Source organism: Nocardia sp. NPDC001965 (assembly GCF_053594175.1).
This window is the reverse complement of record NZ_JBSFDZ010000004.1, coordinates 12,836-38,481: the sequence shown is the minus strand read 5'-3', so window position 1 is coordinate 38,481 and position 25,646 is coordinate 12,836. Positions and strand designations below refer to the sequence as shown.

Sequence of the window (25,646 nt, the reverse complement as noted above, 5' to 3'; positions counted from 1 at the left end):
TCGTGCGCGCCGCGTATCGGGCGCGCCGGTGGACGCGAACCACTCTGCAAGGTAGGGAGATTCCCCCTACTCGAGACGCTGGTGAGGTCCCACCAGCAGCCTTATCCTGGGGTTACCTCTTCGCGGGTGACATCTCCCCCGGCCGACGGGCCGGGGGTATCCGCGAAGTAGATCCACCCGCGAAGAAGGCAGGCCGCCATGCCGACCCCTGACGAACTCGCCGCACGCGCGATTGGCGAGCGCATCCAGAACATCCGCACCCGCACCGGCCGCACACGTGCCGTTGTCGCCGGTCTGGTCGGCCGGTCCGAGGACTGGCTACGTGATGTCGAGAAAGGCCGTCTCCAGCACCCGCCGGGGCTGGACATGTTGCTACGGATCGGGCAGGCGCTCGGTGTACGGGACTTGACCGAGATAACCGGCGACCATGAGTTGCTGGTCGGCATCTCGCGCCGCGCCGGCCACCCCGTCGTGCCGGCCATCCGCGAAGCGATAGAGGGTGTCGACCTCGCACCGGCACCGTCACCGGTCGACCCCGCCGAACTCGCCGCGCGGGTCGACCGCGCCTGGCGATTGTGGCACACTTCGGCGACGCCGCGCGCCGATGCCGGCGCGATGCTGCCCGAACTGATCCGCGACGGCCGCCGCGCGCTGCGCACACTCGACGGCCAGGAACGCCGCGCCGCCGCCGCCGCACTGTCAGGTGCCTACGCTCTGTCCGAACAAGTCCTCGCCTGGGTCGCCGACGCGCCGCTGTTGTGGCTCGCCGCCGACCGGTGCATGTCGGCCGCCGAGATCGCCGACGACCCGGTATCGCTCGCGGCAGCGTCGTGGGTACTCGGCAATGTCTGGCGCTCGACGGGCCGCGAGGAAGACGCCTACCGTCTTGCGTCCGGTGCTGTGGCACTACTGCAACCCCACCTGGAGGGCGACCAGGACGCACAAGCGCTCTGGGGTGCCTGCCAACTGCACGGCGCGATTACCGCCGCCCGCATCGGCCGCGAAGGTGACGCGCTACGCGGTATAGACCAGGCAATGGGAATGGCGCGTGCACTGCCAGCTGGATCGGCGCACTCGTGGACCCTGTTCGGCGTTGCGAACACTGAAATCAGTGCTGTGTCGGTGCAGGTCGACCTACGCAGGTCCGGCGGAGCCTTGGACGCAGCAACAGCCGTCGACCCCGATGCGGTGCCGTCGGTGGACCGACGGTCGCGGCTGTGGCTCGAGCTGTCCCGCGCATACGCGCAACAGCGAGATTGGCTCGGCACGCTCGGCGCGCTGCGTACCGGCACCGCCGTCAGCGAAGAGTCGATGAGGTGCCATCCGTTGGCGCGGTCGCTGGCGGCCGACTTGGTCACACACGGCGGTCGGCTGAACGAGCGCGAATCGCGGGCGCTCGCGGCGCGGCTCGGCGTCACTGCCTGAACCCGACACCACCTCGAAAACAATCAGTGGGATAGCAGTTCGGCAACCGCTTATCCCACTACTGTCCCGCGACCGCTTTTCGATCTCTCGGTCACAGCTCGAATAATCCAGATCTTTGCTTTGTGGGGCGGGTGGGGCTCGAACCCACGACCAATGGATTATGAGTCCACGGCTCTAACCGACTGAGCTACCGCCCCTCGCTGCGACCTGGGGCCGCAACTGTCGGATGGTACCCGGTCGGCGTGACGGGGGCCAGTCGATCGGCCGGGGCGGCTCTTGTGAGCCATCGGGACGCACCGGCGACGTCAGCGTGAGATCGTTACCGAAGCGAAGGAGGGCATGTGGCCGGGTTGTTCGTACGGGTATTGCAGGCGCATCAGTGGTTGTACGAGCAGAGCGGCGGGCTGGTGGGGCATCGGCTGCTGTTCGGGAATCCGACCCTGTTGCTGCGGACTGTGGGGCGGAAGACGGGCCGGGAGCGGACGGCCGCGCTGACCTACGCCAGGGACGGTGCGGACTATCTGGTCACCGCGTCGAACGGCGGGTCGCCGCGGCCGCCGGGATGGCTGGCGAATCTGAAGGCGCGGCCGGAGTGCGAAATCCGAGTCGGGCGGCGCGCGTTTCCGGTTCGGGCCCGAGCCACTCTGCCCGACGATCCGGAGTACGCGCGCCGCTGGGGGTTGGTGGACGCGGTGAACAAGGGCCGGTACAGCGAGTACCAGCAGAAGACGAAGCGTCCGATTGCGGTGGTGGTGCTATCGCCCGCGAATGCGAGTCAGTCGGAGTAGCTCTCCGAGCCGGCCCGCACACGCGCTCTCGGCGGACGAAGGTCCTCCGGCGGGCGGCTGGCGAGATGGACAACGGAGGCAACGAGAATCAGGATTGCGAGCACTACCAATGCGGTAACCACGGCACGCACAGTAACGATCGCAAGATGGCGCCGCACCCGATAACCGTCTACGGCGTGTCGGAGGGATCCCGTTCAGCGAGCAGCGAATACGATTCGTTTCGGTTTCTTCCGTCACACCGGGTAATGGTCGAATATTTTGGGGCGCAATGTGAATCGGCTCGATACAGTGTGAAATCACCGGGTTTCAACATATATCAAATCGGTATAAATTGGACGGACTGCGGGCTTTTCGGCGCAATGAGTCCGGGGGACGGATCCCCGCGCGCGACCCGCCCGTGCGTGCAGTCTCACAATCCACCTCGGCGCATCCGCCCGAAACATTACACGCAACTACAGGTTACAGCCAACAGGCCGAGTCCGCGGGGACAGGGTTCGAATACTCGGCGGATCGGTCAGCTGCCGCCTCCACCTCCGCCACCACAGCCCCCACCGCCGCCTCCGCCCCCACAACTACTGCCCCCACCGCAGCCGCTGCCGGACGAGCCGCTGTCACCGGAACTCCAACCGCCGGAACCGCTGTCGCTCCCACCGCCGGAACCGCCGTCGGCGAACCAGACACCACTGGACGAGGAGTATCCGCCGCGCCGCCGGTTGTTGCCGCGCGGCGAACTGGTCTTGACGATCACCACCACGATTCCCACCACGATCGCGATACAGCCGAACCCGAATACCAGCAGAATGATCAACGGAGCCAGATCCATTACTCAACGGTAGCGGAGGAAACCCTCTAGTACAGAGGGTTTTTCAGCCGGAGCGCACGTCCGGTGACCCGAATTCGGCTCCGGATGCGCACGACGGATCCACGTGCCGAAATTCCGGACTCCGTGCATGAAATGCCCGCGGGGCGTGAGGGGATAATGGCAAGGTGTTCACCTTCGCTCCGTTCCGACGTCCCCCCGCTGTCGACCCGGCCGCGGTGGAGCGCGCGGTCGGGGAGCTCGAACTCCCCGAGGCCGTCTACAAGACCTGCCCGTGGGAACCGCGCGACCTGGTGTCCACCGGCCTGCGCCAATGGTTGCGCTGCTGCGGCGCGGCGATGGCGGACGGCCAGGTGATCGGAATGCCGTCGCATGCGGTCGACGAGGCGTGGCACGGCTTGATCCTGTGCACCCGGCGGTACGCGCGGTTCTGCGACCGCGCCTACGGACAGTTCCTGCACCATTACCCGGACGGCGACCCGACGGCGGATACCGGGCACGGCGATATGGCGAGTCAGCTCGGCCGGACCGTGGTGGCGTGGTCGCTGGTGGCACGGCCGGGTGAAGAGTGCGTGCTGTGGGATCTGGATTCCCGGCTGGGGCTGGAACAGCCCTGGGGTGTCCCCGCGACGCGAGTGGCGGCGATCGAGACCACTCTGCGGCAGCACGCCGCCGGCGAGTGATCCGCTACCGGTCCGCTATATACGCCCTAATCGGGCAATCCGGATTAATCAGGCCGATACTTCTGCGGTATCTTCGGCGGGGTGAGTTACTCAGCCGTCGCAGCGGCCACCACCGAACTTGCCCTGATGCCGGGTTTTCTGGACCCGGTCAACCTGCTCAATTCCTTCGGCACCTGGGTGCTGCTGGGCCTGCTCGTCGTGGTGTTCATCGAATCGGGCCTGCTCTTCCCGCTACTTCCCGGTGATTCGCTGCTGTTCACGGCGGGACTCATCGCGGCGTCGAAATCCGCGGAGATCGAACCCTTCGCACCGATCGGGCTGCTCCTGGTCCTGATCCCGCTGGCGGCGATCGCGGGCGACCAGGTGGGCTACCTGATCGGCACCAAGGGCGGTACCGCGCTGTTCAGAAACGACGACGCGAAGATCTTCAAGAAGTCCTATATCGACGAATCGCATGCGTTCTTCGAGAAGCACGGGCCGATCACCATCGTGCTCGCCCGGTTCGTGCCGATCGTGCGGACCTTCGCGCCGCTGGTGGCGGGCGCGGCGAAGATGAAGTACTCGGTGTTCCTCACCTACAACGTGGTCGGCGGGGTGCTGTGGGGTGCGGGCGTCACGATGCTGGGCTACCTGCTCGGTCAGATCGCGATCGTGCGCGACAATGTCGACCTGATCTTCGTGCTCATCGTGGCCGTTTCGGTACTGCCGATCGCATGGGAGGTGGCCAAACGCTACCGGTCCGGCGGCGGGAAATCCGCCACGGCGGGCGACGACGAAACGGCCGATCACCCGACCGCCTGACCTCGCAGGCGGCCGGGGCTCCGGTCAGCGCACCAGGCGGCGCAGCAGCTTGTTACCGAACAGCGTGCCGATGGTCTTCTCCAGCGTGGCGGCGGTGGCCTCGCTGTAGGGGTACCAGATGCTCTCCTTCTTCTGGCCCCACCGGTCGAGCAGCACCGGTTGCGGGTGGGTGAAGCCGCGCAGTGCGTCGCGGCCGTTGACCGCGCCCAGACCGCTGTCCTTGCGGCCACCGAACGGCGCCTCGGCGACGCCGTAGATCACCGACGCGTCGTTCTGCACCACCGAGCCGGTCTTGAGCTGTTTGGCCAGGCGCACGACCTTGGCCTTGTCCTTGGTGAACACGCTGCCGCTGAGACCGTACTGGCAGTCGTTGGCCAGCCGCACCGCCTCTTCCTCGTCCCGGACGCGCATGATCGCCACGATCGGTCCGAAGGTCTCCTGCTGCATGATGTCCATATCGTGGGTGACGTCCACGACGACCGTCGGCTTGAAGAACACACCGTCGGCCGTATCGGATTCGCCGCCGAGCAGGATGGTGGCGCCCTTGGCCAAGGCATCCTCGACATGCTTCTCGACGATCTCGAGCTGCCGGTCCCAGAACAGCGGGCCGACATCCTTGCCGACGGCGCCGTAGGTGACCTCGGCGGCGCGTTTGCGCACCTCTTCGATGAACTTGTCGGCGATGCTCTCCACGACGTAGATCCGCTCGACGCCGACGCAGACCTGGCCGGTGTTGAACATCGACAGGTACACCGCGCCGAGTGAAGCCCGATCCAGATCGGCATCGGCGCAGACGATCATCGCGTCCTTGCCGCCGAGTTCCATGGTGCAGGGGATGAGCCGCCCCGCGCACGCGGCGGCGATCTTCTTTCCGGTGGCGACGCTGCCGGTGAACGAGATCTTGTCGATATCACCGTCGACCAGCGCCGCGCCGGTCTCGCCGTCACCGTGCACGACCTGCAGGACATCCTCGGGGACACCGGCCTCGTGCAGGACCTTGACCGCCCATTCGCCCGAATGCGGGGTGACCTCGGAGGGTTTGAGGACTACCGAGTTGCCGGCGAGCAGTGCCTGCGCGACCGGGTTCAGGGAGAGGATGAACGGGCCGTTCCAGGGGGTGATCACCCCGACCACACCCAGCGGCTGATAGTTGATGACGAGTTTCTTCAGCGGCAGCATGTAGCCGTGCAGGCGGCGCTTCTCGTCGGCCAGATCCTTGGGCGCGCGACCGCTCCAGTGGTTCAGGAAATCGCAGGCGGGCACCATTTCCACGGCCAGCGCCTCGACTCGCGGTTTACCGGTCTCCTGCATCACCGTTTCGACGATCTCGTCGCGGCGGGCCAGCAGCACCGATACCGCGTTACCGATGATCGCGGCACGTTCGGCGACCGGCCGGGCGGCCCAGCCGGGCTGGGCGGCGCGCGCCGTGGCCAGGACCGCGGCCACATCGTCGGCCGTGCTCACCTCGATCTCGCCGACGCGCTCACGGGTAGCGGGGCTGCGCAGCTCGAGCCGCCGGCGACCCTCGGCGGTCGGCTCCAGCTGTTCAACGATGGCCATGGTGATCTCTCCTCACCGGAGGAATTGGAACAGGTTCTACTTGATTCGGAGCTTACGTCATACCTGTGGGCGACGCACCGGGGATCACCCGAACACTCCAGGACTTCCCAGAATGGATCTATCAAGCGATTCAATCAAGTGATTGACATAGACCGTCGCACGCGACACGATCGAAACGTGGTCCAGTGCCGGACCGCGCACCCGATCGGCAGGAGACCGATGACAGCCGAGCCTCCGGACGCGAGTCTCACCGCGCCCTACAGCATCGAATTCCCGTACAACCGAACTGTCGGCGAGAAGATCGGCACGTTCCTCGGCGGCCTGCGCGACGGCGAGCTCTACGGGGTGCGCGCCGCCTCCGGCGCGGTGCTCTGCCCCGCGCTGGAGTTCGATCCGGTCACCGCCGCCCCCACCGGCGAACTGGTCCGGCTGACACCCGCGGGCACGGTCACGAACTGGACCTGGGTACCCACCCGGCCGGGCGACGATATCGAAGCCGATCATTTCGCCTGGGCCCTGATCACCATCGACGGCACCGAAAACGGTTTCTTCCACGCCGTCGATACCGGTGGCGATCCGTCCCGCCTCACCCCCGGCCTGCGGGTGGCACCCCGCTGGCGCGCGGAACGGGTCGGCAGTATCCGCGATATCGTCTGCTTCGAACCGGTGGAGGCGTGATGAGCACCCTGCCCACTCCTGTCGAATCCTTCACCAGTCCACACAAAGTGGACTACACCTTCGTCGCCGGAACCGGCCGCTCGGCGTTCCTGCGCGGCTTGCAGGAACGGCGGCTACTCGCCCGGCGCTGCCCCGGTTGCGAACGCGTCTACCTGCCCGCACCCGAATTCTGCTCGCGCTGCCTCGCCGAACTCTGCGAGCCGTTCGAACTCGACGGCACCGGGGTGGTGAAAACGTTCTGCGTGGTGAACTTCCCGTTCCCCGGACAGATGATCGACCCGCCCTATCTGGTGGCCTATATCCAGGTGGACGGCGCCGACACCACGCTCATGCATCTGGTCGGTGATGTCGAACCCGCCGATGTGCATATCGGCCTGCGCGTGGAACCGGTGTGGTGCGCCGAGGAGGACCTGGACACATCCATGAACAGCATCCGCTACTACCGGCCGATCACGGGAGGTTCCGATGCGTGATATCGCGGTGGTGGCCTTCGCACAGTCGCCGGGCATGTCGGCCGACCGGCAAGACGATATGGCCGAGATCCTGCTGCCGGTGATGCGCGAGGCGCTCGCCTCGGCAGGCATCGAGCGCACCGAGGTCGATTTCTGGGCCTCAGGGAGCCACGATTTCCACGAGGGCCGGACCTTCGCCTATATCGAATCGCTCGACGCGGTGGGCGCGTGGCCGCCGATCTCGGAATCCCATGTGGAGATGGACGCCGCCTGGGCCGCCTACGAGGCGTGGTCCTGGTTGCAGCTCGGCGAGGGCGAGATCGCGGTGGTCTACGGGGTCGGCCGCGGATCACTGGCCGCCGATCTCGACCAGGTGGCCGGCACCCAGCTCGACCCCTACTTCCTGGCTCCGCTGCGGCCGCATCAGGACGCACTCGCCGCCCTCCAAGCGCAGGCTCTGATCACCGCCGGGGCAGTCGACGAGAAGCAGCTGGCGGAGGTGGTGGTCCGGGCGCGGGCCGCCGCGGTGGGCAATCCGGGCGCGCAGGTGTCCGGGGACGTGACGGTGGACGAGTTGCTGGCGGCCCCGTATCTGGCTTCACCCCTGCGCGAGCACGATCGCGGGCCGATCGGTGATGCCGCCGCGGTGATCGTGCTCGCGGCCGGCGATACCGCGCGGCGGCTGGCGCAGCGTCCGGCCTGGGTGCGCGGCGCCGACCACCGGATGGATACGCACTATCCGGGCACCCGCGATCTGACCCGGATCGACACAGTGACGCTGGCAGCGGAGAAAGCCGCGGCACAGGCCGGTTTCGCGGCACGCGAGGTCCAGATCGCCGAGCTGCACACCGAGTACAGCTATCAGGAACCGTTGCTCACGCAGGCACTCGAATTGTCCGAGGCCACGGTCAATCCCGGCGGCGGGCCACTGGTCGCCCGGCCCACCACCGCCACCGGTCTCATCCGGATCGGCGCGGCGGCACAGCACATCCTGACCGGTCGCGCGGACCGCACGCTGGCACACGCCACCAGCGGACCCGCGCTCCAGCAGAACATGATCTGCCTATTGGAGGGAGACCGGTGAAACTCGCGGTCGTCGGAATCGGACAGAGCAAACAGGCCAAGAAGCGCAAGGTCACCATCGGGGCGATGGTGCGCGAAGCCGTCGACGAGGCCATGGCCGACGCCGAACTGGAATTCGGGGATATCGACGCGATCGTGCTGTCGAAAACACCCGACCTGTTCGACGGTGTGATGAATCCGGAGCTGTATCTGGCCGATGCCATGGGCGCGCGCGGACTACCGGTGACCCGGGTGTTCACCGGGGGCAGTGTGGGTGGACACGCCGCGATCTACGGCGCGCATCTGGTGCAGGCCGGGCTGGCGCGGCGGGTGCTGGTGGTCGCGTACTCGAAAGAGTCCGAGGGCGATTTCACCTGGGCGCTCTCGCGCGGACTGCCGTTCAGCGCGCAACTCGGCGCCGGGGCGGGCGCGCATTTCGCGCCGGTGATCCGGGAGTACATCCGCCGGTCGGCGGCGCCCGAGCACATCGGCTGGCAGATCGCGGTCAACCACCGGCTCAATGCCACCCGCAATCCGTACGCGCATCTCCAACTGCCCGATATCACCGTGGAGCAGGTACGCGAATCCCGGATGCTGTGGGACCCGATCCGCTTCCTGGAATCCTGCCCGTCATCGGACGGTTCGTGCGCGGTGGTGATCACCGGCGAGGGCGACGCACACCACACCGGCCGGCCGGCCGCCTGGATCCACGGGATGTCCTGGCGTACCGAGACCGGGCATTTCGCCGGACGCGACGAAGTGAACCCGGAGGCCGGGCGGCAGTGCGCCGCCGAGGCCTACCGGCAGGCCGGGATCACCGATCCGGCGCGCGAGATCGACACCGCCGAGCTGTACATCCCCTACAGCTGGTTCGAACCGATCTGGCTGGAGAACGTCGGGCTGGCCGAGGTCGGCGCCGGATGGAAGGTGGTCGACTCCGGCCGCACCGCGTTCGGCGGTGAGCTGCCGATCAACCCGTCCGGTGGCGTACTGTCCGGAAATCCCACAGGCGCAACGGGTCTGATCCGGTTCGCCGAGGCCGCCATGCAGGTACGCGGTACCGCGGGCGAACATCAGGTGCCCGACGCGCGCCGGGCCGTCGGGCACGCCATGGGCGGGGCCGCGCAGTTCCACGCGCTGTGGGTGGTCGGCTCCGAACCACCGCAGTCCTGATGCGATACCTCCGCCTTCGCAACGGCCTCCACGGGCCGCATCTACCAGTCTCCGAGGAGAGCCAATGAACGAGCAGGTGTACGTCGCCGGCGTCGGCATGACGAAATTCGAGAAGATCCAGTCCCGGGACTGGACCTATCCGGAGATGGTCGCCGAGGCGACCGGTCAGGCCCTGGCCGACGCCGGAGTGACCTACGACCAGGTCCAGCGCGCGGCGGTCGGCTACGTCTTCCAGCCGTCCACGGCGGGTCAGCGGGCGCTCTACGATATCGGGCTCACCGGTATCCCCGTGGTGAACGTGAACAACAACTGTGCCACCGGATCGACCGCCCTGGTCCTCGCTCGTGAATGGGTGCAGACCGGGCTGGCCGATATCGTGCTCGCAGTCGGCTTCGAGCAGATGACCAAACAGGCGATGGCCGGGGACGGCAGTACGCCGAAGGTCACCACGATCGACCGGCATATCGACGCACTGAAGGCCTCGGCCGGTTTCGGTTCGGCCCCACTGACCGCTCAGTTCTTCGCGGCGGCCGCGACCGAACATATGTTGCGCTACGGCACCACCCGCGAACAGCTGGCCCGGGTGGCGGTGAAGAACCACGAGCATTCCACCCGCAACCCGAAAGCCCAGTTCCAGGACGCTTATACGCTCGAGCAGGTACTCGGCGACAAGATGGTCTCCGATCCGCTGACCCGCTCGCAGTGCTCGCCCATGTCCGACGGTGCGGGTGCGGCAGTGCTGGTGAGCGAGCGCTGTGTCCGTGAGCACGGGCTCGACCGCGCGGTGCCGATCCTGGCCCAGGAGCTGGTCACCGATACCGGTGCCTCGTTCGAATCCGGGTCGATGATCGATGTGGTGGGCGCTCCGATGGCCCGGGTGGCCGGACAGAAGGTCCTGGCGGCCGCGGGCGTCGGTATCGGCGATATCGACGTTCTGGAACTGCACGACTGCTTCTCGATCAACGAGCTGCTCACCTACGAGGCACTGGGTATGTGCGGCGCGGGCGAATCCGGCGATCTGGTGGAGTCGGGGGCCACCACCTACGGCGGCCGCTGGGTGGTCAACCCGTCGGGCGGGCTCATCTCCAAAGGCCATCCGCTCGGCGCCACCGGGCTCGCCCAGTGCACCGAACTGGTCAACCAGGTACGCGGGGACGCCGGGGAACGGCAGGTGGCGGGCGCCCGGCTGGGACTCGCCCATAATCTCGGTCTCGGCGGAGCCTGTGTGGTGACCCTGTACGGGGCGCCCGGCGCGGTCTCCTAGAGTTTCGATCATGACGCGAGGCCGGGGGAAGGCGATGGACGAGGCGGCGCAACCCGGCGCCCCGGCCGCGTCGGGGACCGATACGGCCGACGATCCCGATTCGGTGCTGCCGACCGACCAGCGGTTGATCCTGGCCGCGGAACGACTGTTCGCCGAACGCGGAATCGACGCGGTATCGCTGCGGTCGGTGATGGCGGAGGCCGGCGCGAACGTCGCATCGGTCCACTACCATTTCGGCTCCAAGGATGCGCTGGTCGAGGCGCTGATCAGCCGGCGCAGCGAACAATTGCACACCCGCCGCGCCGAACTGCTCGACGCGGTCGAGGCATCGGGGGCACCGGATGTCCGTGCACTCGCCGACGCCTTCGTCCGGCCGGTCGGCGAGCTGGCGGCGGGCGGTGGTACACCGTGGATCCGCCTGGTCGCGGGCATCATGAGCGGTAATCATCCCGCGCTGGCCCGACTGACCGAAGGGTTCGCCCCGCAGGCCCACCGGTTCAATGCCCTGCTGGAGCGGATCGCCCCGGATACCCCACCGCGCACGCGGCGGTTCCGGCTCACCCAGGCGATGAACCTGACCTTCCAGACCCTCGGCGATCCGGACGGTCTGCGCGGGATGCTCGCGCTCAGTGGGACCAGGCTCTCCCCCGACGAACTGCTCACCGAACTGATCGATACCGTCACCGCGATTCTCACCGGCCCCTCGGACCGGTGAGATACGCGGTCGGGGGCGTGCGCGATTGCCCGGCGCCGGTACTGCACGACCGGGTTCCGGCCTGCCCGGTCACGGCCCGGCCGGGCACGAGAGTCGGCGCCGACCGGCCATCGGCGGTGCCCGGACAGCGCCACCCGACGCGGCCGCGCCCGGCCGCCCCGGTCCGCCCGCTTCACCTCGCCATCGAATGTCGCGTCCCGGCTCAGAGGCGTTCGGGCGCGGCGATGCCGAGCAGATCCAAGCCGTGCGCCAGCGTGCGCGCGGCCAGATCGCACAGGGCGATCCGGTTGCCGCGCACCGGTTCCGGTGAGGTCAGGACCGGGCAGGCGTCGTAGAACGCGGTGAATGCGCGCGCGAGGTCGTAGAGGTATCCGGCCAGGCGATGCGGTTCGAGGGTCACGGCGACCTCGTCGAGGACGGTCGAATAGCCGTCCAGGACCAGCGCGAGTTCGCGTTCGGCCGCCTCGAGCGGTACCGCCGGATCGATCGCGGCGGCGGATTCGCCCGCTCGCCGCAGAATCGACCGGATACGGGCGTGCGCGTACTGGAGGTAGACGCCGGTATTGCCGTTGAACGCCGTCATCCGTACCGGGTCGAAGGAGTAGTCCTTCACTCGCGAGGTCGACAGATCCGCGTACTTCACCGCACCGATCCCGGCCTGTTCGGCGATCGAATCCAGTTCGTGCGCGGGCAGATCCGGATTCTTCTCGGCGACGACCTGCCGGGCACCGGCGACAGCGTCGTCGAGCAGATCCATCAGGCGCACCGTCCCGCCGGACCGCGTTTTGAACGGTTTCCCGTCCGGTCCGAGAATCGTGCCGTAGGCGACATGGTCGACCTGGACCGCGTCGGTGAGCCAGCCCGCCCGCCGGGCCGCCTCGAAGACCAGCCGGAAATGCAGCGACTGCCGGGAATCGGTCACGTAGAGCAGGCGGTCGGCGTGCAGTTCCGAGATACGGTAGCGGATGGCGGCGAGATCGGTGCTGTCGTAGCCGTAACCGCCGTCGCTCTTGCGGGCCATCAGCACCGCGGGTTCGCCGTCGGGGCCGGTGACCTGTTCGGACAGGACCACGACCGCGCCGTCACTGTCCACCGCGACACCGGAGTCCACGAGTTCGGCGACGGTATCGGTGAGCACAGCGTTGTAGAAGGATTCTCCGACGTAGTCGTCCGGGGTGAGCAGCACACCGAGCCGGGCGTAGATGGCCCCGAACGCCTTCTCCGATTCCGCGACGATATCTCGCCAGCGCGCCACCGTGTCCGCGTCGCCGCGCTGGAGCGCCACCACCCGGACACGTGCCCGGCCGGCGAACTCCGGGTCGGCGTCGAAGCGGGCGCGGGCGGCCTTGTACAGGGCGTCCAGCGCCGACACCGCACTGGTCGCCGAGTCGATATCCGCGGTATGCCAGCGCAATTCGGGATGCTCGTCCAGATACTGGATGAGCATCCCGAACTGGGTGCCCCAGTCCCCGAGATGATTGACCCGCACGACATCGGCGCCACGAAACCCGAACACCCGCGCGAGGCAGTCACCGATGATGGTGGTGCGCAGATGCCCGACGTGCATCTCCTTGGCCACATTCGGCGCGGAATAGTCGATCACCACGCGCCGTCCGGTCTCCGGGGCTCCCACGCCGAGCCGGTCATCGGCCAGCCGGGCCGAGATCTGCTCCCAGATGGCATGGTCGGTGAGGTCGATGTTGAGGAATCCGGGGCCGCTGCGTTCGACCGCGGCCAGCGCCGAACCGTCGGCCCGATCGAGTTCGGCGGCGATGGCCGCGGCCAGTTCGGCTGGGACGGTACGGGATTTCTTCGCCAGCGCGAGGGCGGCGTTGGATTGGAAGTCGGCGCGTTCCGACCGGCGCACCACCGGATCGGCGCCCGCGAACTCCGGTCGGACTCGGACCAGGGCCTCAGATACGGCAGTGCGAACATGTCCGAGCAGCGGCACGACACCGGTGGAGGGCACCCGAGATCCTTTCGTGGGAGGGAAAGGCTCAGTATCGCAGCAGCACTCACCGGACAGCGCGCTCGCCACGGGATACGGCGGTCGGCGCGGCGTGGGCCCGGCCCACGATCGGGCGGCCGGACGCTCCGGCTGTCCGGTCCCGGGAAGATACCCGGTTAAAAGCGTGGGCCGCGCTGTCGCCCCGTCGCGAGCCCGACCATGTTCCGGCGCGACCGATCCGCTGCCCGCGGCGGACCGCCCGCGACCGGTGCGCTGCCCGGCGGTAGCGGCAGCGCACCGCGGTCGTCAGTTGACCTGGCGTCCTTCGCCCCAGTACTGGGCGCGCAGTGCCTTCTTGTCCGGCTTCCCCAGCGGGCTCACCGGGATACTCTCGGCGAAATCGACCGTTTTCGGCGTGTACACCGCGCCCTTCCGGTCCTTCACCAGCGCCTGGAGTTCCTCGACCGCGACGCTCTGCCCGTCACGCAGGACGACCACCGCCTTGACCGCCTCGCCCCATTTCTCGTCCGGGACGCCGATCACAGCCGCTGCGCTCACTGCCGGATGTGCCGACAGCACATCCTCGACCTCGCGCGGGAACACATTGAAACCGCCGGAGACGATCATGTCCTTCTTACGGTCGACGATGTAGAGGAAACCCTCCTCGTCCTGCCGGGCGATATCGCCGGTGTGCAGCCAGCCGAATTCGGTGGCCTCCGCGGTCTGTTCGGGTTTGTTCAGATACCCGTTCATCACCAGCGGTCCGCGCACGCACACCTCGCCGGGTTCACCCCGGGGCACTTCGTTGCCCTTCTCGTCGAGCAGCGCCACCGACAACCACGGCACCGGACGGCCACAGCTGGCCAGGCGCTCCGGTTTGTTCAGATCGTGGTCGGCGCGGCGCAGCACCGAGATGGCCATCGGGCTCTCGGCCTGACCGTAGAACTGGAAGAAGATCGGGCCGAACCGCTCGACGGCCTCGGCCAGCCGGGTCGGCGAGATCGCGGAGGCGCCGTAGAACACCGTTTGCAGACTGGACAGGTCGTACTTGTCCAGGTCGGGGCTGTCCAGCAGCGCGTACAGCATGGTGGGCACCAGCATGGTCGCGGTGATCTTGTACTTCTCGATCGCCTCGAACACCTTGGTGGGCTGGAAGTACGGCAGTACCACAATGGAACCGCCCTGCTGGGCGGTCGGGTTCCAGAACGCGGCGCCGGCATGGCTGAGCGGTGTACACACCAGGAACCGGACCTCGTCGGGCCATTCCCATTCGGTCATCTGGATACGCAGCATGGTGGTGCTGCCCCGGAAACTCATCTCCACGCCCTTGGGCTTGCCGGTGGTGCCACCGGTGTAGGCCAGGCTCATGGTCTCGTTCGGATCCACCTGGGGCCCGCGCACTTGTTCCGGAGTGAAATCGGCGGCCAGTTCGATGAGGTCGATACCCGACTCGGACGGGCCGAACGAGAACAGGTTCCGCAGCCCGGGCACCTTATCTCGCAACTGCGCGGCCCGTTCGTCGAAACCGGCCGGGTCGAAGATCAGGGTTTCCACGCCCGCGTCCTCCAGGACGTAGGCGTGATCGTCGAGCGAGCCCATCGGATGCAGGGCCATCGCCCGCGACCCGTTCACATTGTTGGCGCCCTGGGCGAAGATCACCTCGGGCCGGTTGGCCGAGAGCACTGCCACCGGCGAGCCGACTCCGAGACCGGAAGAGGCCAGCGCCTGGGCGAAGCGGCTGATCTGATCGCGCACGTCGCGGTAGGTCAGAGTCGCGTCGTCGATATGGACCGCGGTGCGGTCGGCATAACGTTCGAGAGCTTTGCCCAGCAGATCCACCGCCAGCGGCTCGCGGTAGAGCAGGGCGGTGTCGTCGACGTGCGGTTCAGTGTTCATTCGTCTGCCTTTCGGGCCGGCCGTAGAAGCGGCCCAGCGAAAATTGACCGGCGCCCCGGCGCGGCCCCGGGCCGCGGGCACCGCCACATGGCGCCGCGGCCCGTGAGCCACCCACGGGGCTCGCAAACCGCGGAAACTATAACACGTTCTACTTTGATTCCGTGGCTGATCCACCGGATGCGGATATCCCGGCGAGCGCCGTCCGGCAGGCCGCGACATAGCCGCGCACCAGCGGACGGACATCGTCGCCCCGCCAGGCCAGCGCCAGTTCACTCGGACTCACTCCACGCACCGGCCGCACGACCACTCCCTCGTGTGCGATCAGCGGCGCATTACCCGCCGCCAGCAGCACCACCCCGTCGCCTGCCCGCACCGCTTCGTAGGTCTCCTCGGTACTCGAGATCTCACCGCCGATGATCGGCGGCCGCCCACCGCGCTCGTCGGCGGCGAGGAAATAGTCCCGCAGAACCCGCGCCGATTCGGGTAGCGCGAGAAAGGGTTCGTCCAGCAGATCCGTGAAATCCACCTGTGCGCGCCCGGCGAGAGCATGCGATTCGGGCAGCGCGACCACCCGGGGTTCCCGCGCCACCACAATCCATTCGTACCGACCCGCATCGGCCAGCGGCAGCCATACATACGCCACATCGGTGGACCCGTCGGCCAGACCGGCGGTCGGGTCGAGCCAGCCGATCTGGCGCAGGACGGGTCTGGCGGCGGGATGGGCCGCCGCGAAGCGGGCCCGCACCGCCGGGAGCAGACCCCGGCCCGGGCTGGTGCTGATACCGATCGCCAACGTGGTCCGCTGCCCGGCCTTGGCACGCTCCACATCGGCCCGCGCCACCTCCCAGGCGGCGAGCATGCGCTGCGCGTGCGGTACGAGCGCCTCCCCCACCGGGGTCAATCGCACCGAACGCCCGTCCCGATCGAACAGCGGCGCGCCCAGTTGCTGTTCGAGTGCCCGGATCTGTTTGCTCAGCGCGGGCTGGGAGACGAACAGGCTCTCGGCGGCGCGGGTGAAGTTCAGTTGTTCGGCGACCGCGGCGAAATAACGCAGATCCCGTCCGTGCACATCCATAACCAATGGTTATCACGGCAGGTCTTGGACAACATCGGCGTGGTTCCAGCAGGATTGCTCTCGTACCCCGAACACGAGGAGAACAACAGTGAGCAACCCGAAGATCTGGCTGGTGACCGGCGCGAGCAGCGGCTTCGGCCGCGCGATCACCACGGCCGCGATCGAAGCCGGCGATACCGTGATCGCCGTGGCGCGGCGCACCGCCGCCCTCGACGATCTCGTCGCGGCGCATCCGGATCAGGTCGAAGCTCTCGCACTGGATGTCACCGACACCGCGCGGATCGATACGGTGATCGCCGATATCGTCGCCCGCTACGGCCGGATCGACGTCCTGGTCAACAATGCGGGACGCACCCAGGTCGGCGCGGTCGAGGAGACCACGGACGGCGAACTGCGCGATCTGTTCGATCTGCACTTCTTCGGACCCGCCGCGCTCACCCGCGCGGTGCTGCCACAGATGCGGGCGCAGGGGTCCGGGGCGATCGTCATGATGAGCAGTGTCGGCGGGCAACTGTCCTTCGCGGGCTTCTCCGCCTACAGCGCCACCAAATTCGCGCTGGAGGGCTACTCCGAGGCACTGGCCGAGGAGGTCGCGCCCTTCGGGATCCGGGTGCTGGTCGTGGAACCGGGCGCGTTCCGCACCGGACTCTTCGGGGCCGGTGCCGCCTATTTCAGCACCGAGAACGCGGTCTACGACGAAACGGCGGGCGCCACCCGGCGGATGGTCGAGAACGGCGACGGCACGCAGCCCGGTGATCCGGCGAAAGCCGCGGCCGCGATCCGCACCGCACTGGCGGCCGAACGTACACCGCTGCGCCTGCCGCTGGGTGCGGACTCCGTGGATGCCGTACTCGCTCACCTCGACTCGGTCCGCGCCGAAGTGGTCGAATGGGAGAAGGTCGGGCGGGCGACCGCGTTCGAGTGACCCCGGCGACCGGCCGGGGCCGGGCCGACCCCGCAGTCACCCGTCATGAGCCTGCGAGACCGCCGGGACATCACTACCCATCGCCGGATCCCGCCCCGGACCGGCAGCCGGTCGCGACCGATCAGTCGCGCGTGGTCTTCCCGTCCACCCGCCGCCAGATACCGAGCGGATTCGCGGTACGAATCTCGTCGGCGAGCAACTCCTCCGGCACGTTCTGGTAGCTCACCGGACGCAGGAAACGTTCGATGGCCAGGGTTCCCACCGAGGTGGTGGCGGGAGCGGTGGTCGCCGGGAAGGGGCCGCCGTGCACCACAGCGTGACCGACCTCGACACCGGTCGGCCAGCCGTCGAACAGCACCCGGCCGGCGATCAGCTCGAGCTCCGCCAGCAACGGCCGGGCGGTCTCCCGGTCGGTAGCGGCGGCATGCACCGTGGCGGTCAACTGCCCTTCCAGTGCGCCGGCCAACGCGATCAACTCCGCGGTATCCGCGGCCCGCACGATGATCGAGCTCGGACCGAACACCTCGTCCTGCAGTGCGCGGTCGGCGCGGAATCGCTCGGCGGTGGTGACGAACAGATGCGGGTCACCGGAGCAACTCGTGGTTCCGGCGGTACCGGTTCCGGCCAGTCGTACGCCGTCGGCACCGGTCAGCCGTTCGACCCCGGCGGCGAACGCGGCAGCGATCCCCTTGTTGAGCATAGGTGCCCCGGCAGTGGACCCGATGGCCTCGGTGGCCGCCGCCACGAACTCGTCGGCACCCGGGCCGTCGGCCAAGAACACCAGCCCCGGACTGGTGCACAGCTGCCCGACACCGGTGGTCAGCGAGCCGATGAATTCGGCGCCCAGGCTCGCCCCACGTTCGGCCAGTGCCCCCGGAAGAACGAAGACCGGGTTCACACTGGACATCTCGGCGAATACCGGAATGGGTACCGGCCGGGCCGCGGCGGCCGCGGCCAGCGCCAAGCCGCCCTGCCGGGAACCGGTGAAACCGACCGCGCGGATATGCGGGTCACCGACCAGGGCCAGGCCGGTCTCGACGCCACCGTGCAGCAGCGCGAAAGTGCCGTCGGGCAGGTCGTGCGCGCGAACCGCCGCAAGTACGGCCCGGGCCACCAGTTCGGAGGTACCCGGATGCGACGGATGCGCTTTGACGATCACCGGGGCGCCGGCCGCCAGCGCAGAAGCGGTATCGCCGCCGGCGACGGAGAAGGCCAGCGGGAAATTGCTCGCCGCGAAGACCGCGACCGGGCCCACCGGGATACGGCGCTGGCGCAGATCGGGTTTCGGCAGCGGGGTGCGCGCGGGATCGGGACGGTCCAGCCGGGCACCGGTCCAGCTTCCCTCCCGGACCACCTCCGCGAAAAGACGCAATTGGCCCGTCGTGCGGCCGATCTCACCGCGGATACGCCCTTCGGGCAGCCCGGATTCGGCGATGGCCCGCCGTGCCAGTGCCTCCCCGAGGTTCTCGATCTCGGTGGCGATGCCGTCCAGGAAGGCGGCCCGCCGGGCGAGATCGGTGGCGCGGTAGTCCGCGAAGGCGGCCCATGCCGCGGCCGCCGCCCGCGCGACGGTCCCGGAATCAGCTGCACGGTATTCCGGTTCGAGAGTGACGCCCGTGGCCGGGTTCACGGCCCGGAACGCCCCGTCGGTACCGGGTACCTCGCCGGTTCCGAGCAGGTTCGCGCCGGTGAGATGTACGGTTCCGGTGCTGGTCATCAGCTCACCTTCTTCACGAGGTCGGCCAGTTCGGCGATTTCGGTGTCGTCGAGATCGGTCAGCGGACTGCGCACCGGGCCCGCCGGGCGGCCGATGACCTTCATCCCCGCCTTGATGATGCTCACCGCGTAGCCGGGTTTGCGATTGCGTAGATCGCAGTACGGGATCACGAACTCGTTCAGCGCGTTCAGGACGAACGCGGTGTCCCCGCGGCGCAGCGCGCGGTAGAAGTCGAGCGCGAACTCGGGGACGAAGTTGTAGATCGCCGACGAGTAGGTGGTGACGCCCAGCGCCAGATAGGGCAGGGCGAACATCTCGGCGGTGGGCAGTCCGCCGACATAGGTCAGGCGGTCGCCGACCCCGGCGTAGATCCGGGTCATCTGTTCGATATTGCCGATACCGTCCTTGAACCCGACCAGGTTGGGGCAGCGGTCGGCGAGTTCGGCGACCGCCGATTCGGAGTAGGCGGCGTTGGCCCGCGAGTAGATGATGACGCCCAGGTCGGTGGCCGCGCAGACCTGGCGCACATGGTCGACCAAGCCCTCCTGGCTGGCTTCGGTGAGATAGGGCGGCAGCAGCAGTACGCCGCTCGCGCCCGCGCGTTCCGCCGCCCGCGCCATCTCCACCGCGGTCGCGGTGCCGTATCCGGCCGGGGCGATCACCGGCAACCCGTCCGGGGCCTCCTGCACCGCCGCGGTGACGACCTGTTCGACCTCGGCCGGGGTGAGCGAGAAGAATTCGCCGGTACCGCCCGCGGCGAAGAGGCCGGATGCGTCGTACTGGCCGAGCCAGGCGATGTTGTCCCGATACGCGGCCTCGTCGAACGAACCGTCGGCGCGCAGGTGGGTGACCGGGAAGGAGAGAAGGCCGGAGCCCAGCTTCCGGGCGACTTCCTGGGGAGTGGCTGTGGTCATGGCGTGCGCTCCTGTTCGGGGGTGTGCTGCCCTCACCCTAGGAACCCCCTATGATTCACGTCCAACACTGATTACATATCTATCAATACAAGGTCGGTATCGGATGTTCACTTTTGTCCAGCTCACCCATTTCGTCGCGGTGGCCGAGGAGTTGCATTTCGGCCGGGCGGCGGAACGCCTGCGCATGACGCAGCCGCCGCTGAGCCGGCAGATCCAGCTGCTGGAGAAGGAGGTCGGCGCCGAACTGTTCGATCGCTCCAACCGCACCGTGAAACTCACCCGCGCCGGGCGCGCCTTCCTGCTCGACGCCCGCCGTCTGCTCCAGCAGGCCGAGCGGGCGGCGCTCGCGGTGCGCCGCGTCTCGGCCGGCACCGGCGGGGTGCTGCGCCTGGGCTTCACCGGCGCGAGTGTGCACTCCGGGCTGCCCCGGGTGCTCACCGCGACACGGGCCGCACTACCCGACGTCGATGTGGAATTGCGCGAAATGGTGACGATGGACCAGGTGGAGGCCCTCTCCGAGGGTGCGCTCGACCTCGGCATGGTGCGCCCGCCGATCGCGCGACCGGATCTGAGCACCCGCACCTTCGTCCGCGAGGGACTGATCGCGGCACTGCCCGCGGACCACCCACTCGCGGCCGGTGACGGAGCCGTTCCGGTCACCGCGCTGCACGGCGTCGACATGGTGATGCACGCGCCGGTCGAGGCGCGCTATTTCCACGATCTGATCACCACCGTCCTGCACGCGGCGGCCGTGATCCCGGTGATCACCCAGTACATGACCCAGATCCACAGCATTCTCGCGCTGGTGAACCTGGGCTGGGGCGTGGCGCTGGTGCCCGAATCGGCCACCGGCATGCGGTTCGATCATGTGATCTACCGGCCGCTACAGGGAGTAGATACCCGGGTCGAGCTCGATCTGGTCTGGCGGCAGGGCAACGAGAATCCCGCCTTCACCCGCCTGATGGCGGAGTTGGCCGGCGCGGACGGCGCGAGCCTCGCCATCTCCGATACCCATCCTGTATCGATTCATCCGTAATTGGTGTTGGACCGGAATCACCCGAGGTCTCTACATTCGGTGCTGTGAGGCGAGTCACCCGGCCTCAGACGTATTCCCACGGCACTGCGTAGCGCGGTGGTGGTTCGACCGAAAGGAGTGGACGATGTCGTTCACTCGACAGCCGACGGCGGAGCTGGAAACCGCTGTGTCGAAATTCTTTCGACGCGTCGTACCGCTGTTCATCTTCATGTTGATCTGCAATCAGATCAACCGTTCCAATATCGGCTACGCCCGCGAATATCTCGAGGCCGATATCGGCATCGGGGCCGCCGCCTACGGTTTCGGAGCAGGCGTCTTCTTCATCGCCTACGCACTGTTCGAACTGCCGAGCAATGTGATGATGGAGAAGTACGGCGCCCGGATCTGGCTCACCCGGATCATGGTCAGCTGGGGCCTGGTCTCGGCCGCCATGATGTTCGTCCAGAACGCGACCATGTTCTACGTGCTGCGCTTCCTGCTCGGCGCGGCCGAGGCGGGATTCTTCCCGGCGGTCATCTTCTACCTGGCCAAATGGTTGCCGAACAGCCATCGCGGCCGGGCCACCGCACTGTTCGTCGCGGGCTCCTCGGTCGCCGCGGCCGTATCCGGACCGCTGTCGGGTCCGCTGCTCTCCCTCGACGACGCCCTGGGACTGCACGGATGGCAGTGGATGTTCGGAATCGAGGGAACGGTCTCGGTGATCGTCGGGATCATCGCCTACGCGTTCCTCGACTCGCGTATAGAGGATGCGAAATGGCTGACCGCGGGCGAGAAGAAAGCGCTCGTCGACACCATCTCGGCCGAAGAGATCGCCAAAGCCGCCGATTCCGGAGTCGCGCACAAGACATCGCGGTGGCGCATGCTGCTCGATCCGAAGCTGGTGCTCTTCTGCTGGATCTATTTCGCCATCCAATTGTCGATCTACGCGAATACGTTCTGGCTGCCCTCGATCATTCGCCGGATCGACGGCCTGAACGATGTGACCGTCGGCCTGCTCTCCTCATTGCCGTGGATCTGCGCGGTGGGCGCGATGTATGCCTCGGCGCGCGTCGGCGACCGTACCGGCAACCGGCGGCCGCTGCTCATCATCGCGCTGCTCACCGCGGCGGTCGGCACCTATCTCGCCGCCATCGCCTCCCCGTGGCTCGCCCTCGTATTCCTGTGCGTCGCCGCCATGGGCTTCAAGAGCGCCAGCCCGCTGTTCTGGTCGATCCCCCAGTCCGGCCTGCACCCCCTGGTCCTGGCACCCGCCATCGCCATCATCAACTCCCTCGGCAATCTGGGCGGATTCGTGGCGCCCTACGGGTTCGGCCTGATCAAATCCGCGACCGGTGAGGTCACCTGGGGTCTGTACGCGCTCGCCGCCGCCTCCGTCCTGGCCGCGGCCTCGGTCCTGCTGATCCGCAGGACGCACGCGGACGCCGCGGCCGTCCCGATCTCCGTGGAACCCGCAACGCCCGAATCCCGCCCGGCGCCCGATATCGGCGGCACCGCCGCAGTCACCACCCTGGAGAAGAGTTCATGACCACCCGCACCCCTCGTATCACCGAGATGCGTGTCGTCCCCATCGCGGGGCACGACAGTATGCTGCTCAACCTCAGCGGCGCGCACGCCCCCTACTTCACCCGCAATCTGGTGATCCTCACCGATTCCGACGGACGGACCGGCGTCGGTGAAGTGCCGGGCGGCGAGCGGATCCGGGCCACCCTGACCGAGGCGCGTGATCTGGTGATCGGCCGCGCCGTCGGCGGATACCACGCGGTACTGGCCGATATCCGGCGCACGTTCGCCGCCCGCGATGAGGGCGGGCGGGGAAACCAGACCTTCGATCTGCGGGTCACCGTGCACGCCGTGACAGCGGTGGAGTCGGCACTGCTGGATCTGCTCGGCCAGTACCTGGAGGTTCCGGTCGCCGCCCTGCTGGGCGAGGGGGTGCAGCGAGACCGGGTACCGGCGCTCGGTTATCTCTTCTTCGTCGGCGACCGCGCGCGCACCGATCTCCCGTATCGGTCCGGCGCGGACGAGCCCGCCGACGCCGACGAGTGGACCCGGCTGCGGCACGAGGAAGCCCTCACCCCGGACGCGATCGTCGCGCTGGCCCGGGCCGCGCGGGCGCGCTACGGGTTCCGCGATTTCAAGCTGAAGGGCGGTGTCCTGCCGGGCACCGAGGAAGCCGCTGCCGTCCGCGCACTGGCCGAGGAGTTCCCGGACGCCCGGATCACCCTCGACCCGAACGGCGGCTGGCTGCTGCGCGAGGCTGTCCCGCTGTGCCGGGAACTCACCGATGTCCTCGCCTACGCCGAGGACCCGGTCGGCCCGGAGGGGTCGTTCTCCGGCCGTGAGGTGATGGCCGAGTTCAAACGGGCGACCGGCCTGCCCACGGCGACCAATATGATCGCGACCGATTGGCGCGAACTCGGGCATACCGTCCGCACCGGAGCCGTGGACATTCCGCTGGCCGACCCGCATTTCTGGACGATGGCGGGATCGGTGCGGGTCGCGCAGCTCTGTGCCGCCTGGGGACTGACCTGGGGTTCGCATTCCAACAACCATTTCGATGTATCGCTGGCCATGTTCACTCAGGTCGCGGCCGCCGCGCCCGGCGAGATCACCGCGATCGACACCCACTGGATCTGGCAGGACGGTCAGCGCATCACCCGCGACCCGTATCGGATCGTCGACGGCGCGCTGAGCCTGCCGCAGCGGCCCGGCCTCGGTGTGGACCTCGACGAGGAGCGGGTGGCGGCCGCCCATGAGCTCTATCTGACGGAGGGGCTGGGCGAGCGCAACGATGCCGCGACCATGCAGTACCTGATCCCCGGCTGGCAGTTCGACAGCAAGCGGCCCGCTCTGCACCGCTGAGGCCGCGGGCCGGCCCCACGCGGGCCGGCCCCGCCCCGCCCTCTTGCGGCGAATAAACAGGGATAGTTAATATCCCTGTTATGAAGATGGGCGAGGGCGTCGAATGGAGCCTGCACTGCTGCGTGACGCTGACCTGGCTCGACGATCGGTGGCCGGTCCCGATCGCTCGGCTGGCCGCCTGGTTCGACCTGCCGGTCGAGTACTTGAAGAAGCGGTTGCAGGCATTGGTCCGCGCCGGAATCCTCACCTCCACCCCGGGCGTGCGGGGCGGGTTCGGTCTCGCCCGGCCGGCGGAACGGATCACGGTGCTCGAGGTGGTCACCGCTGTCGAGGGTGGGGTGGATCCCTTCCGCTGCACCGAGATCCGGCAGCGTGGCGGCAGCGGGCGCGCCACGGGCGCGGAGTTCACCCGGCCGTGCGGTATCGCGCTGACCATGCGGCGCGCGGAGCTGGCATGGCGGCGTGAGCTCGCCGACCGGACCATCGCCGACCTCGCGGCCGCGGCACCGGCCAGCTCCGTGGAGCGCACCCGGCAGGGATTCGCCGACCCCTGATCGGCGGGGCCGGGGTCGCGCGCCGGGCTGTCGCGGGGCCCGAATAGAGACATTTGATATCCCGATTATTCTCAGGAGGAGCCATGACCGGAACGGTGATATTGGGCGGCGGGTTCGCCGGAGTGTGGAGCGCGGCTGCCGCGGTCCGGGTCGCTCGCGCGGCCGGACGGGAGCTACCCGTCACTCTCATCGCTCCCGGCGACGATCTGGTGATCCGGCCACGCCTCTACCAAGCCCGGCCGGATCGGATGCGAATACCACTGGATCGTATCCTCGGTCCCGTCGGTGTCCGGCGGATCGCGGCGGCCGCGACCGGGATCGACACCGCGCGCCGGACCGTCACCGTCACCGAACGCGATGGCGGTGCACGCGAGATCGAGTGGGAACGGTTGATCCTGGCCACCGGGAGCCGGCTGGTCGAACCCACCGTGCCCGGCGCCGATCTACTGTTCGACGTGGACACCATTTCCACCGCAACGGAACTGGACGAACATCTGCGCAGCCTGGACGGCCTCCCCCGGGGCGAGGGCCGCCTGACGGCGGTGGTCGTCGGGGCCGGTTTCACCGGGCTCGAGATCGCCACCGAGCTGGTCGATCGGCTCGGCGCGCTGCCCCGGGCCCTGGACGAGCAGGTCCGGATCGTCCTCGTCGAACGCGCCGATACCGTCGGCCCCGATCTCGGCCCCGGCCCCCGCCCGCGGATCCTCGAAGCGCTGGCCGCCCTCGGCGTGGAGTTACGGCTGGGCGTGAGCGCGGCCGCGGTGGAGCCCGCGGGAGTCGTCCTCTCCGACGGGTCCCGGCTCGCGGCCCGCACGGTGATCTGGACCGCCGGCGTCCAGGCGAGCCCGCTCACCGCCGAAATCCCGGCCGGCCGCGATCGGCTGGGCCGGCTGGAAGTCGACGAGCGACTGCGGGTCGTCGGGGTGCCCGGCGTGTACGCCGCCGGCGATACCGCCGCCGCGCCGGCCGAACCCGGGCAACAGGTGTTGCAGTGCTGCCAGCACGCGCTCCAACTCGGTAAATTCGCGGGCCACAACGCCGCCGCCGATCTGCTCGGACTCCCGTCCGTTCCCTTCGCGCCGGCACCGTATGTGACCTGCCTCGACCTCGGTACCGCCGGGGCCCTGTTCACCGAGGGCTGGGACCGCCGGGTGGTGGCGACCGGGGAGACCGCCAAAGCGCGCAAGCGCAAGGTGAACGAGCTCTGGATCTATCCGCCCACCGACGATCCGGCCGAACTGCTGCGGCAGGCCGACTACCGGTTCTCGGTCCGGCAGATCACCGCCTCCGGCGCCTGA

Annotated in this window: 23 protein-coding genes and 1 tRNA gene; 16 read left to right on the top strand and 8 right to left on the bottom strand. The window is 68.2% G+C overall.

The window, feature by feature from the left end; genetic code table 11:
• Positions 1-198 precede the first annotated feature (198 nt).
• Positions 199-1,425, top strand: coding sequence for a helix-turn-helix domain-containing protein (locus ACWCPQ_RS08660; protein ID WP_449896307.1), 1,227 nt, complete (start codon positions 199-201; stop codon positions 1,423-1,425).
• A 123-nt stretch (positions 1,426-1,548) separates the two neighbouring features.
• Here ACWCPQ_RS08660 and ACWCPQ_RS08655 read toward each other — a convergent pair.
• Positions 1,549-1,622: transfer RNA gene (locus ACWCPQ_RS08655), tRNA-Ile, on the bottom strand.
• Positions 1,623-1,766: 144 nt separating this feature from the next.
• Here ACWCPQ_RS08655 and ACWCPQ_RS08650 point away from each other — a divergent pair.
• Positions 1,767-2,213, top strand: a complete 447-nt coding sequence (locus tag ACWCPQ_RS08650) for a nitroreductase family deazaflavin-dependent oxidoreductase (protein ID WP_449896306.1) — start codon at positions 1,767-1,769, stop codon at positions 2,211-2,213.
• 514 nt (positions 2,214-2,727) lie between these two features.
• On the opposite strand, the gene ACWCPQ_RS08645 is transcribed toward ACWCPQ_RS08650, so the two are convergent.
• Complete coding sequence (locus ACWCPQ_RS08645) at positions 2,728-3,036, bottom strand: hypothetical protein (protein ID WP_449896305.1); 309 nt, start codon at positions 3,034-3,036, stop codon at positions 2,728-2,730.
• Positions 3,037-3,200: 164 nt separating this feature from the next.
• On the opposite strand from ACWCPQ_RS08645, the gene ACWCPQ_RS08640 reads away from it, so the two are divergent.
• Together ACWCPQ_RS08640 and ACWCPQ_RS08635 are read left to right on the top strand one after the other, a co-directional pair.
• Positions 3,201-3,716, top strand: a complete 516-nt coding sequence (locus ACWCPQ_RS08640) for a hypothetical protein (RefSeq protein WP_449896303.1) — start codon at positions 3,201-3,203, stop codon at positions 3,714-3,716.
• 126 nt (positions 3,717-3,842) lie between these two features.
• A complete protein-coding gene (locus ACWCPQ_RS08635) occupies positions 3,843-4,517 on the top strand; it encodes a VTT domain-containing protein (RefSeq protein ID WP_449896799.1) in 675 nt (224 codons plus the stop codon).
• A 24-nt stretch (positions 4,518-4,541) separates the two neighbouring features.
• Here ACWCPQ_RS08635 and ACWCPQ_RS08630 read toward each other — a convergent pair whose 3' ends face one another.
• Positions 4,542-6,077: an aldehyde dehydrogenase family protein gene (locus ACWCPQ_RS08630; RefSeq protein ID WP_449896302.1), complete on the bottom strand. Its 1,536-nt coding sequence runs from the start codon at positions 6,075-6,077 to the stop codon at positions 4,542-4,544.
• Positions 6,078-6,296: 219 nt separating this feature from the next.
• Here ACWCPQ_RS08630 and ACWCPQ_RS08625 point away from each other — a divergent pair, with 219 nt between their 5' ends.
• From ACWCPQ_RS08625 to ACWCPQ_RS08600, 6 genes are all read left to right on the top strand, one after another.
• Positions 6,297-6,755: a DNA-binding protein gene (locus ACWCPQ_RS08625; RefSeq protein WP_449896300.1), complete on the top strand. Its 459-nt coding sequence runs from the start codon at positions 6,297-6,299 to the stop codon at positions 6,753-6,755.
• Complete coding sequence (locus ACWCPQ_RS08620) at positions 6,755-7,228, top strand: Zn-ribbon domain-containing OB-fold protein (protein WP_449896298.1); 474 nt, start codon at positions 6,755-6,757, stop codon at positions 7,226-7,228. The genes ACWCPQ_RS08625 and ACWCPQ_RS08620 overlap by 1 nt, the downstream gene beginning before the upstream one ends.
• On the top strand, positions 7,221-8,291 hold the full coding sequence (locus ACWCPQ_RS08615; protein ID WP_449896296.1) for a lipid-transfer protein: 1,071 nt from the start codon (positions 7,221-7,223) through the stop codon (positions 8,289-8,291). Before ACWCPQ_RS08620 ends, ACWCPQ_RS08615 begins: the two co-directional genes overlap by 8 nt.
• Complete coding sequence (locus tag ACWCPQ_RS08610) at positions 8,288-9,442, top strand: thiolase domain-containing protein (protein WP_449896295.1); 1,155 nt, start codon at positions 8,288-8,290, stop codon at positions 9,440-9,442. The genes ACWCPQ_RS08615 and ACWCPQ_RS08610 overlap by 4 nt, the downstream gene beginning before the upstream one ends.
• A 64-nt stretch (positions 9,443-9,506) precedes the next feature.
• Positions 9,507-10,706 (top strand): thiolase C-terminal domain-containing protein, encoded by a 1,200-nt coding sequence (locus ACWCPQ_RS08605; protein WP_449896293.1) that lies wholly within the window; start codon positions 9,507-9,509, stop codon positions 10,704-10,706.
• 10 nt (positions 10,707-10,716) lie between these two features.
• A complete protein-coding gene (locus ACWCPQ_RS08600) occupies positions 10,717-11,421 on the top strand; it encodes a TetR/AcrR family transcriptional regulator (RefSeq protein ID WP_449896291.1) in 705 nt (234 codons plus the stop codon).
• Positions 11,422-11,623: 202 nt separating this feature from the next.
• On the opposite strand, the gene argS is transcribed toward ACWCPQ_RS08600, so the two are convergent.
• The 3 genes from argS to ACWCPQ_RS08585 all read right to left on the bottom strand — a co-directional run bounded on the left by argS (position 11,624) and on the right by ACWCPQ_RS08585 (position 16,340).
• Positions 11,624-13,390, bottom strand: a complete 1,767-nt coding sequence (argS, locus tag ACWCPQ_RS08595; protein ID WP_449896289.1) for an arginine--tRNA ligase — start codon at positions 13,388-13,390, stop codon at positions 11,624-11,626.
• 285 nt (positions 13,391-13,675) lie between these two features.
• On the bottom strand, positions 13,676-15,265 hold the full coding sequence (locus tag ACWCPQ_RS08590; RefSeq protein ID WP_449896287.1) for an AMP-binding protein: 1,590 nt from the start codon (positions 15,263-15,265) through the stop codon (positions 13,676-13,678).
• Positions 15,266-15,413: 148 nt separating this feature from the next.
• Positions 15,414-16,340, bottom strand: coding sequence for a LysR substrate-binding domain-containing protein (locus ACWCPQ_RS08585; protein ID WP_449896286.1), 927 nt, complete (start codon positions 16,338-16,340; stop codon positions 15,414-15,416).
• An 88-nt stretch (positions 16,341-16,428) separates the two neighbouring features.
• On the opposite strand from ACWCPQ_RS08585, the gene ACWCPQ_RS08580 reads away from it, so the two are divergent.
• Positions 16,429-17,265: an oxidoreductase gene (locus ACWCPQ_RS08580; protein WP_449896284.1), complete on the top strand. Its 837-nt coding sequence runs from the start codon at positions 16,429-16,431 to the stop codon at positions 17,263-17,265.
• A 121-nt stretch (positions 17,266-17,386) separates the two neighbouring features.
• Here the strand turns inward: ACWCPQ_RS08580 and ACWCPQ_RS08575 are convergent, their stop codons facing one another.
• Together ACWCPQ_RS08575 and kdgD are read right to left on the bottom strand one after the other, a co-directional pair.
• The gene (locus ACWCPQ_RS08575) at positions 17,387-18,982 is read right to left on the bottom strand and encodes an aldehyde dehydrogenase (NADP(+)) (RefSeq protein ID WP_449896282.1); all 1,596 of its coding nucleotides are present in this window, start codon (positions 18,980-18,982) and stop codon (positions 17,387-17,389) included.
• The gene (gene kdgD / locus ACWCPQ_RS08570; RefSeq protein WP_449896280.1) at positions 18,982-19,896 is read right to left on the bottom strand and encodes a 5-dehydro-4-deoxyglucarate dehydratase; all 915 of its coding nucleotides are present in this window, start codon (positions 19,894-19,896) and stop codon (positions 18,982-18,984) included. Before kdgD ends, ACWCPQ_RS08575 begins: the two co-directional genes overlap by 1 nt.
• A 103-nt stretch (positions 19,897-19,999) precedes the next feature.
• Here kdgD and ACWCPQ_RS08565 point away from each other — a divergent pair, with 103 nt between their 5' ends.
• The 5 genes from ACWCPQ_RS08565 to ACWCPQ_RS08545 all read left to right on the top strand — a co-directional run bounded on the left by ACWCPQ_RS08565 (position 20,000) and on the right by ACWCPQ_RS08545 (position 25,646).
• The gene (locus ACWCPQ_RS08565; protein WP_449896278.1) at positions 20,000-20,932 is read left to right on the top strand and encodes a LysR substrate-binding domain-containing protein; all 933 of its coding nucleotides are present in this window, start codon (positions 20,000-20,002) and stop codon (positions 20,930-20,932) included.
• 124 nt (positions 20,933-21,056) lie between these two features.
• A complete protein-coding gene (locus ACWCPQ_RS08560) occupies positions 21,057-22,457 on the top strand; it encodes an MFS transporter (RefSeq protein WP_449896276.1) in 1,401 nt (466 codons plus the stop codon).
• Positions 22,454-23,794 carry a glucarate dehydratase gene (gudD, locus tag ACWCPQ_RS08555; protein ID WP_449896274.1) on the top strand — a complete coding sequence of 447 codons (1,341 nt, stop codon included), beginning with the start codon at positions 22,454-22,456 and terminating at the stop codon, positions 23,792-23,794. The genes ACWCPQ_RS08560 and gudD overlap by 4 nt, the downstream gene beginning before the upstream one ends.
• A gap of 80 nt (positions 23,795-23,874) precedes the next feature.
• Positions 23,875-24,348, top strand: coding sequence for an RrF2 family transcriptional regulator (locus tag ACWCPQ_RS08550; RefSeq protein ID WP_449896272.1), 474 nt, complete (start codon positions 23,875-23,877; stop codon positions 24,346-24,348).
• A gap of 83 nt (positions 24,349-24,431) precedes the next feature.
• Positions 24,432-25,646 carry an NAD(P)/FAD-dependent oxidoreductase gene (locus ACWCPQ_RS08545; protein ID WP_449896270.1) on the top strand — a complete coding sequence of 405 codons (1,215 nt, stop codon included), beginning with the start codon at positions 24,432-24,434 and terminating at the stop codon, positions 25,644-25,646.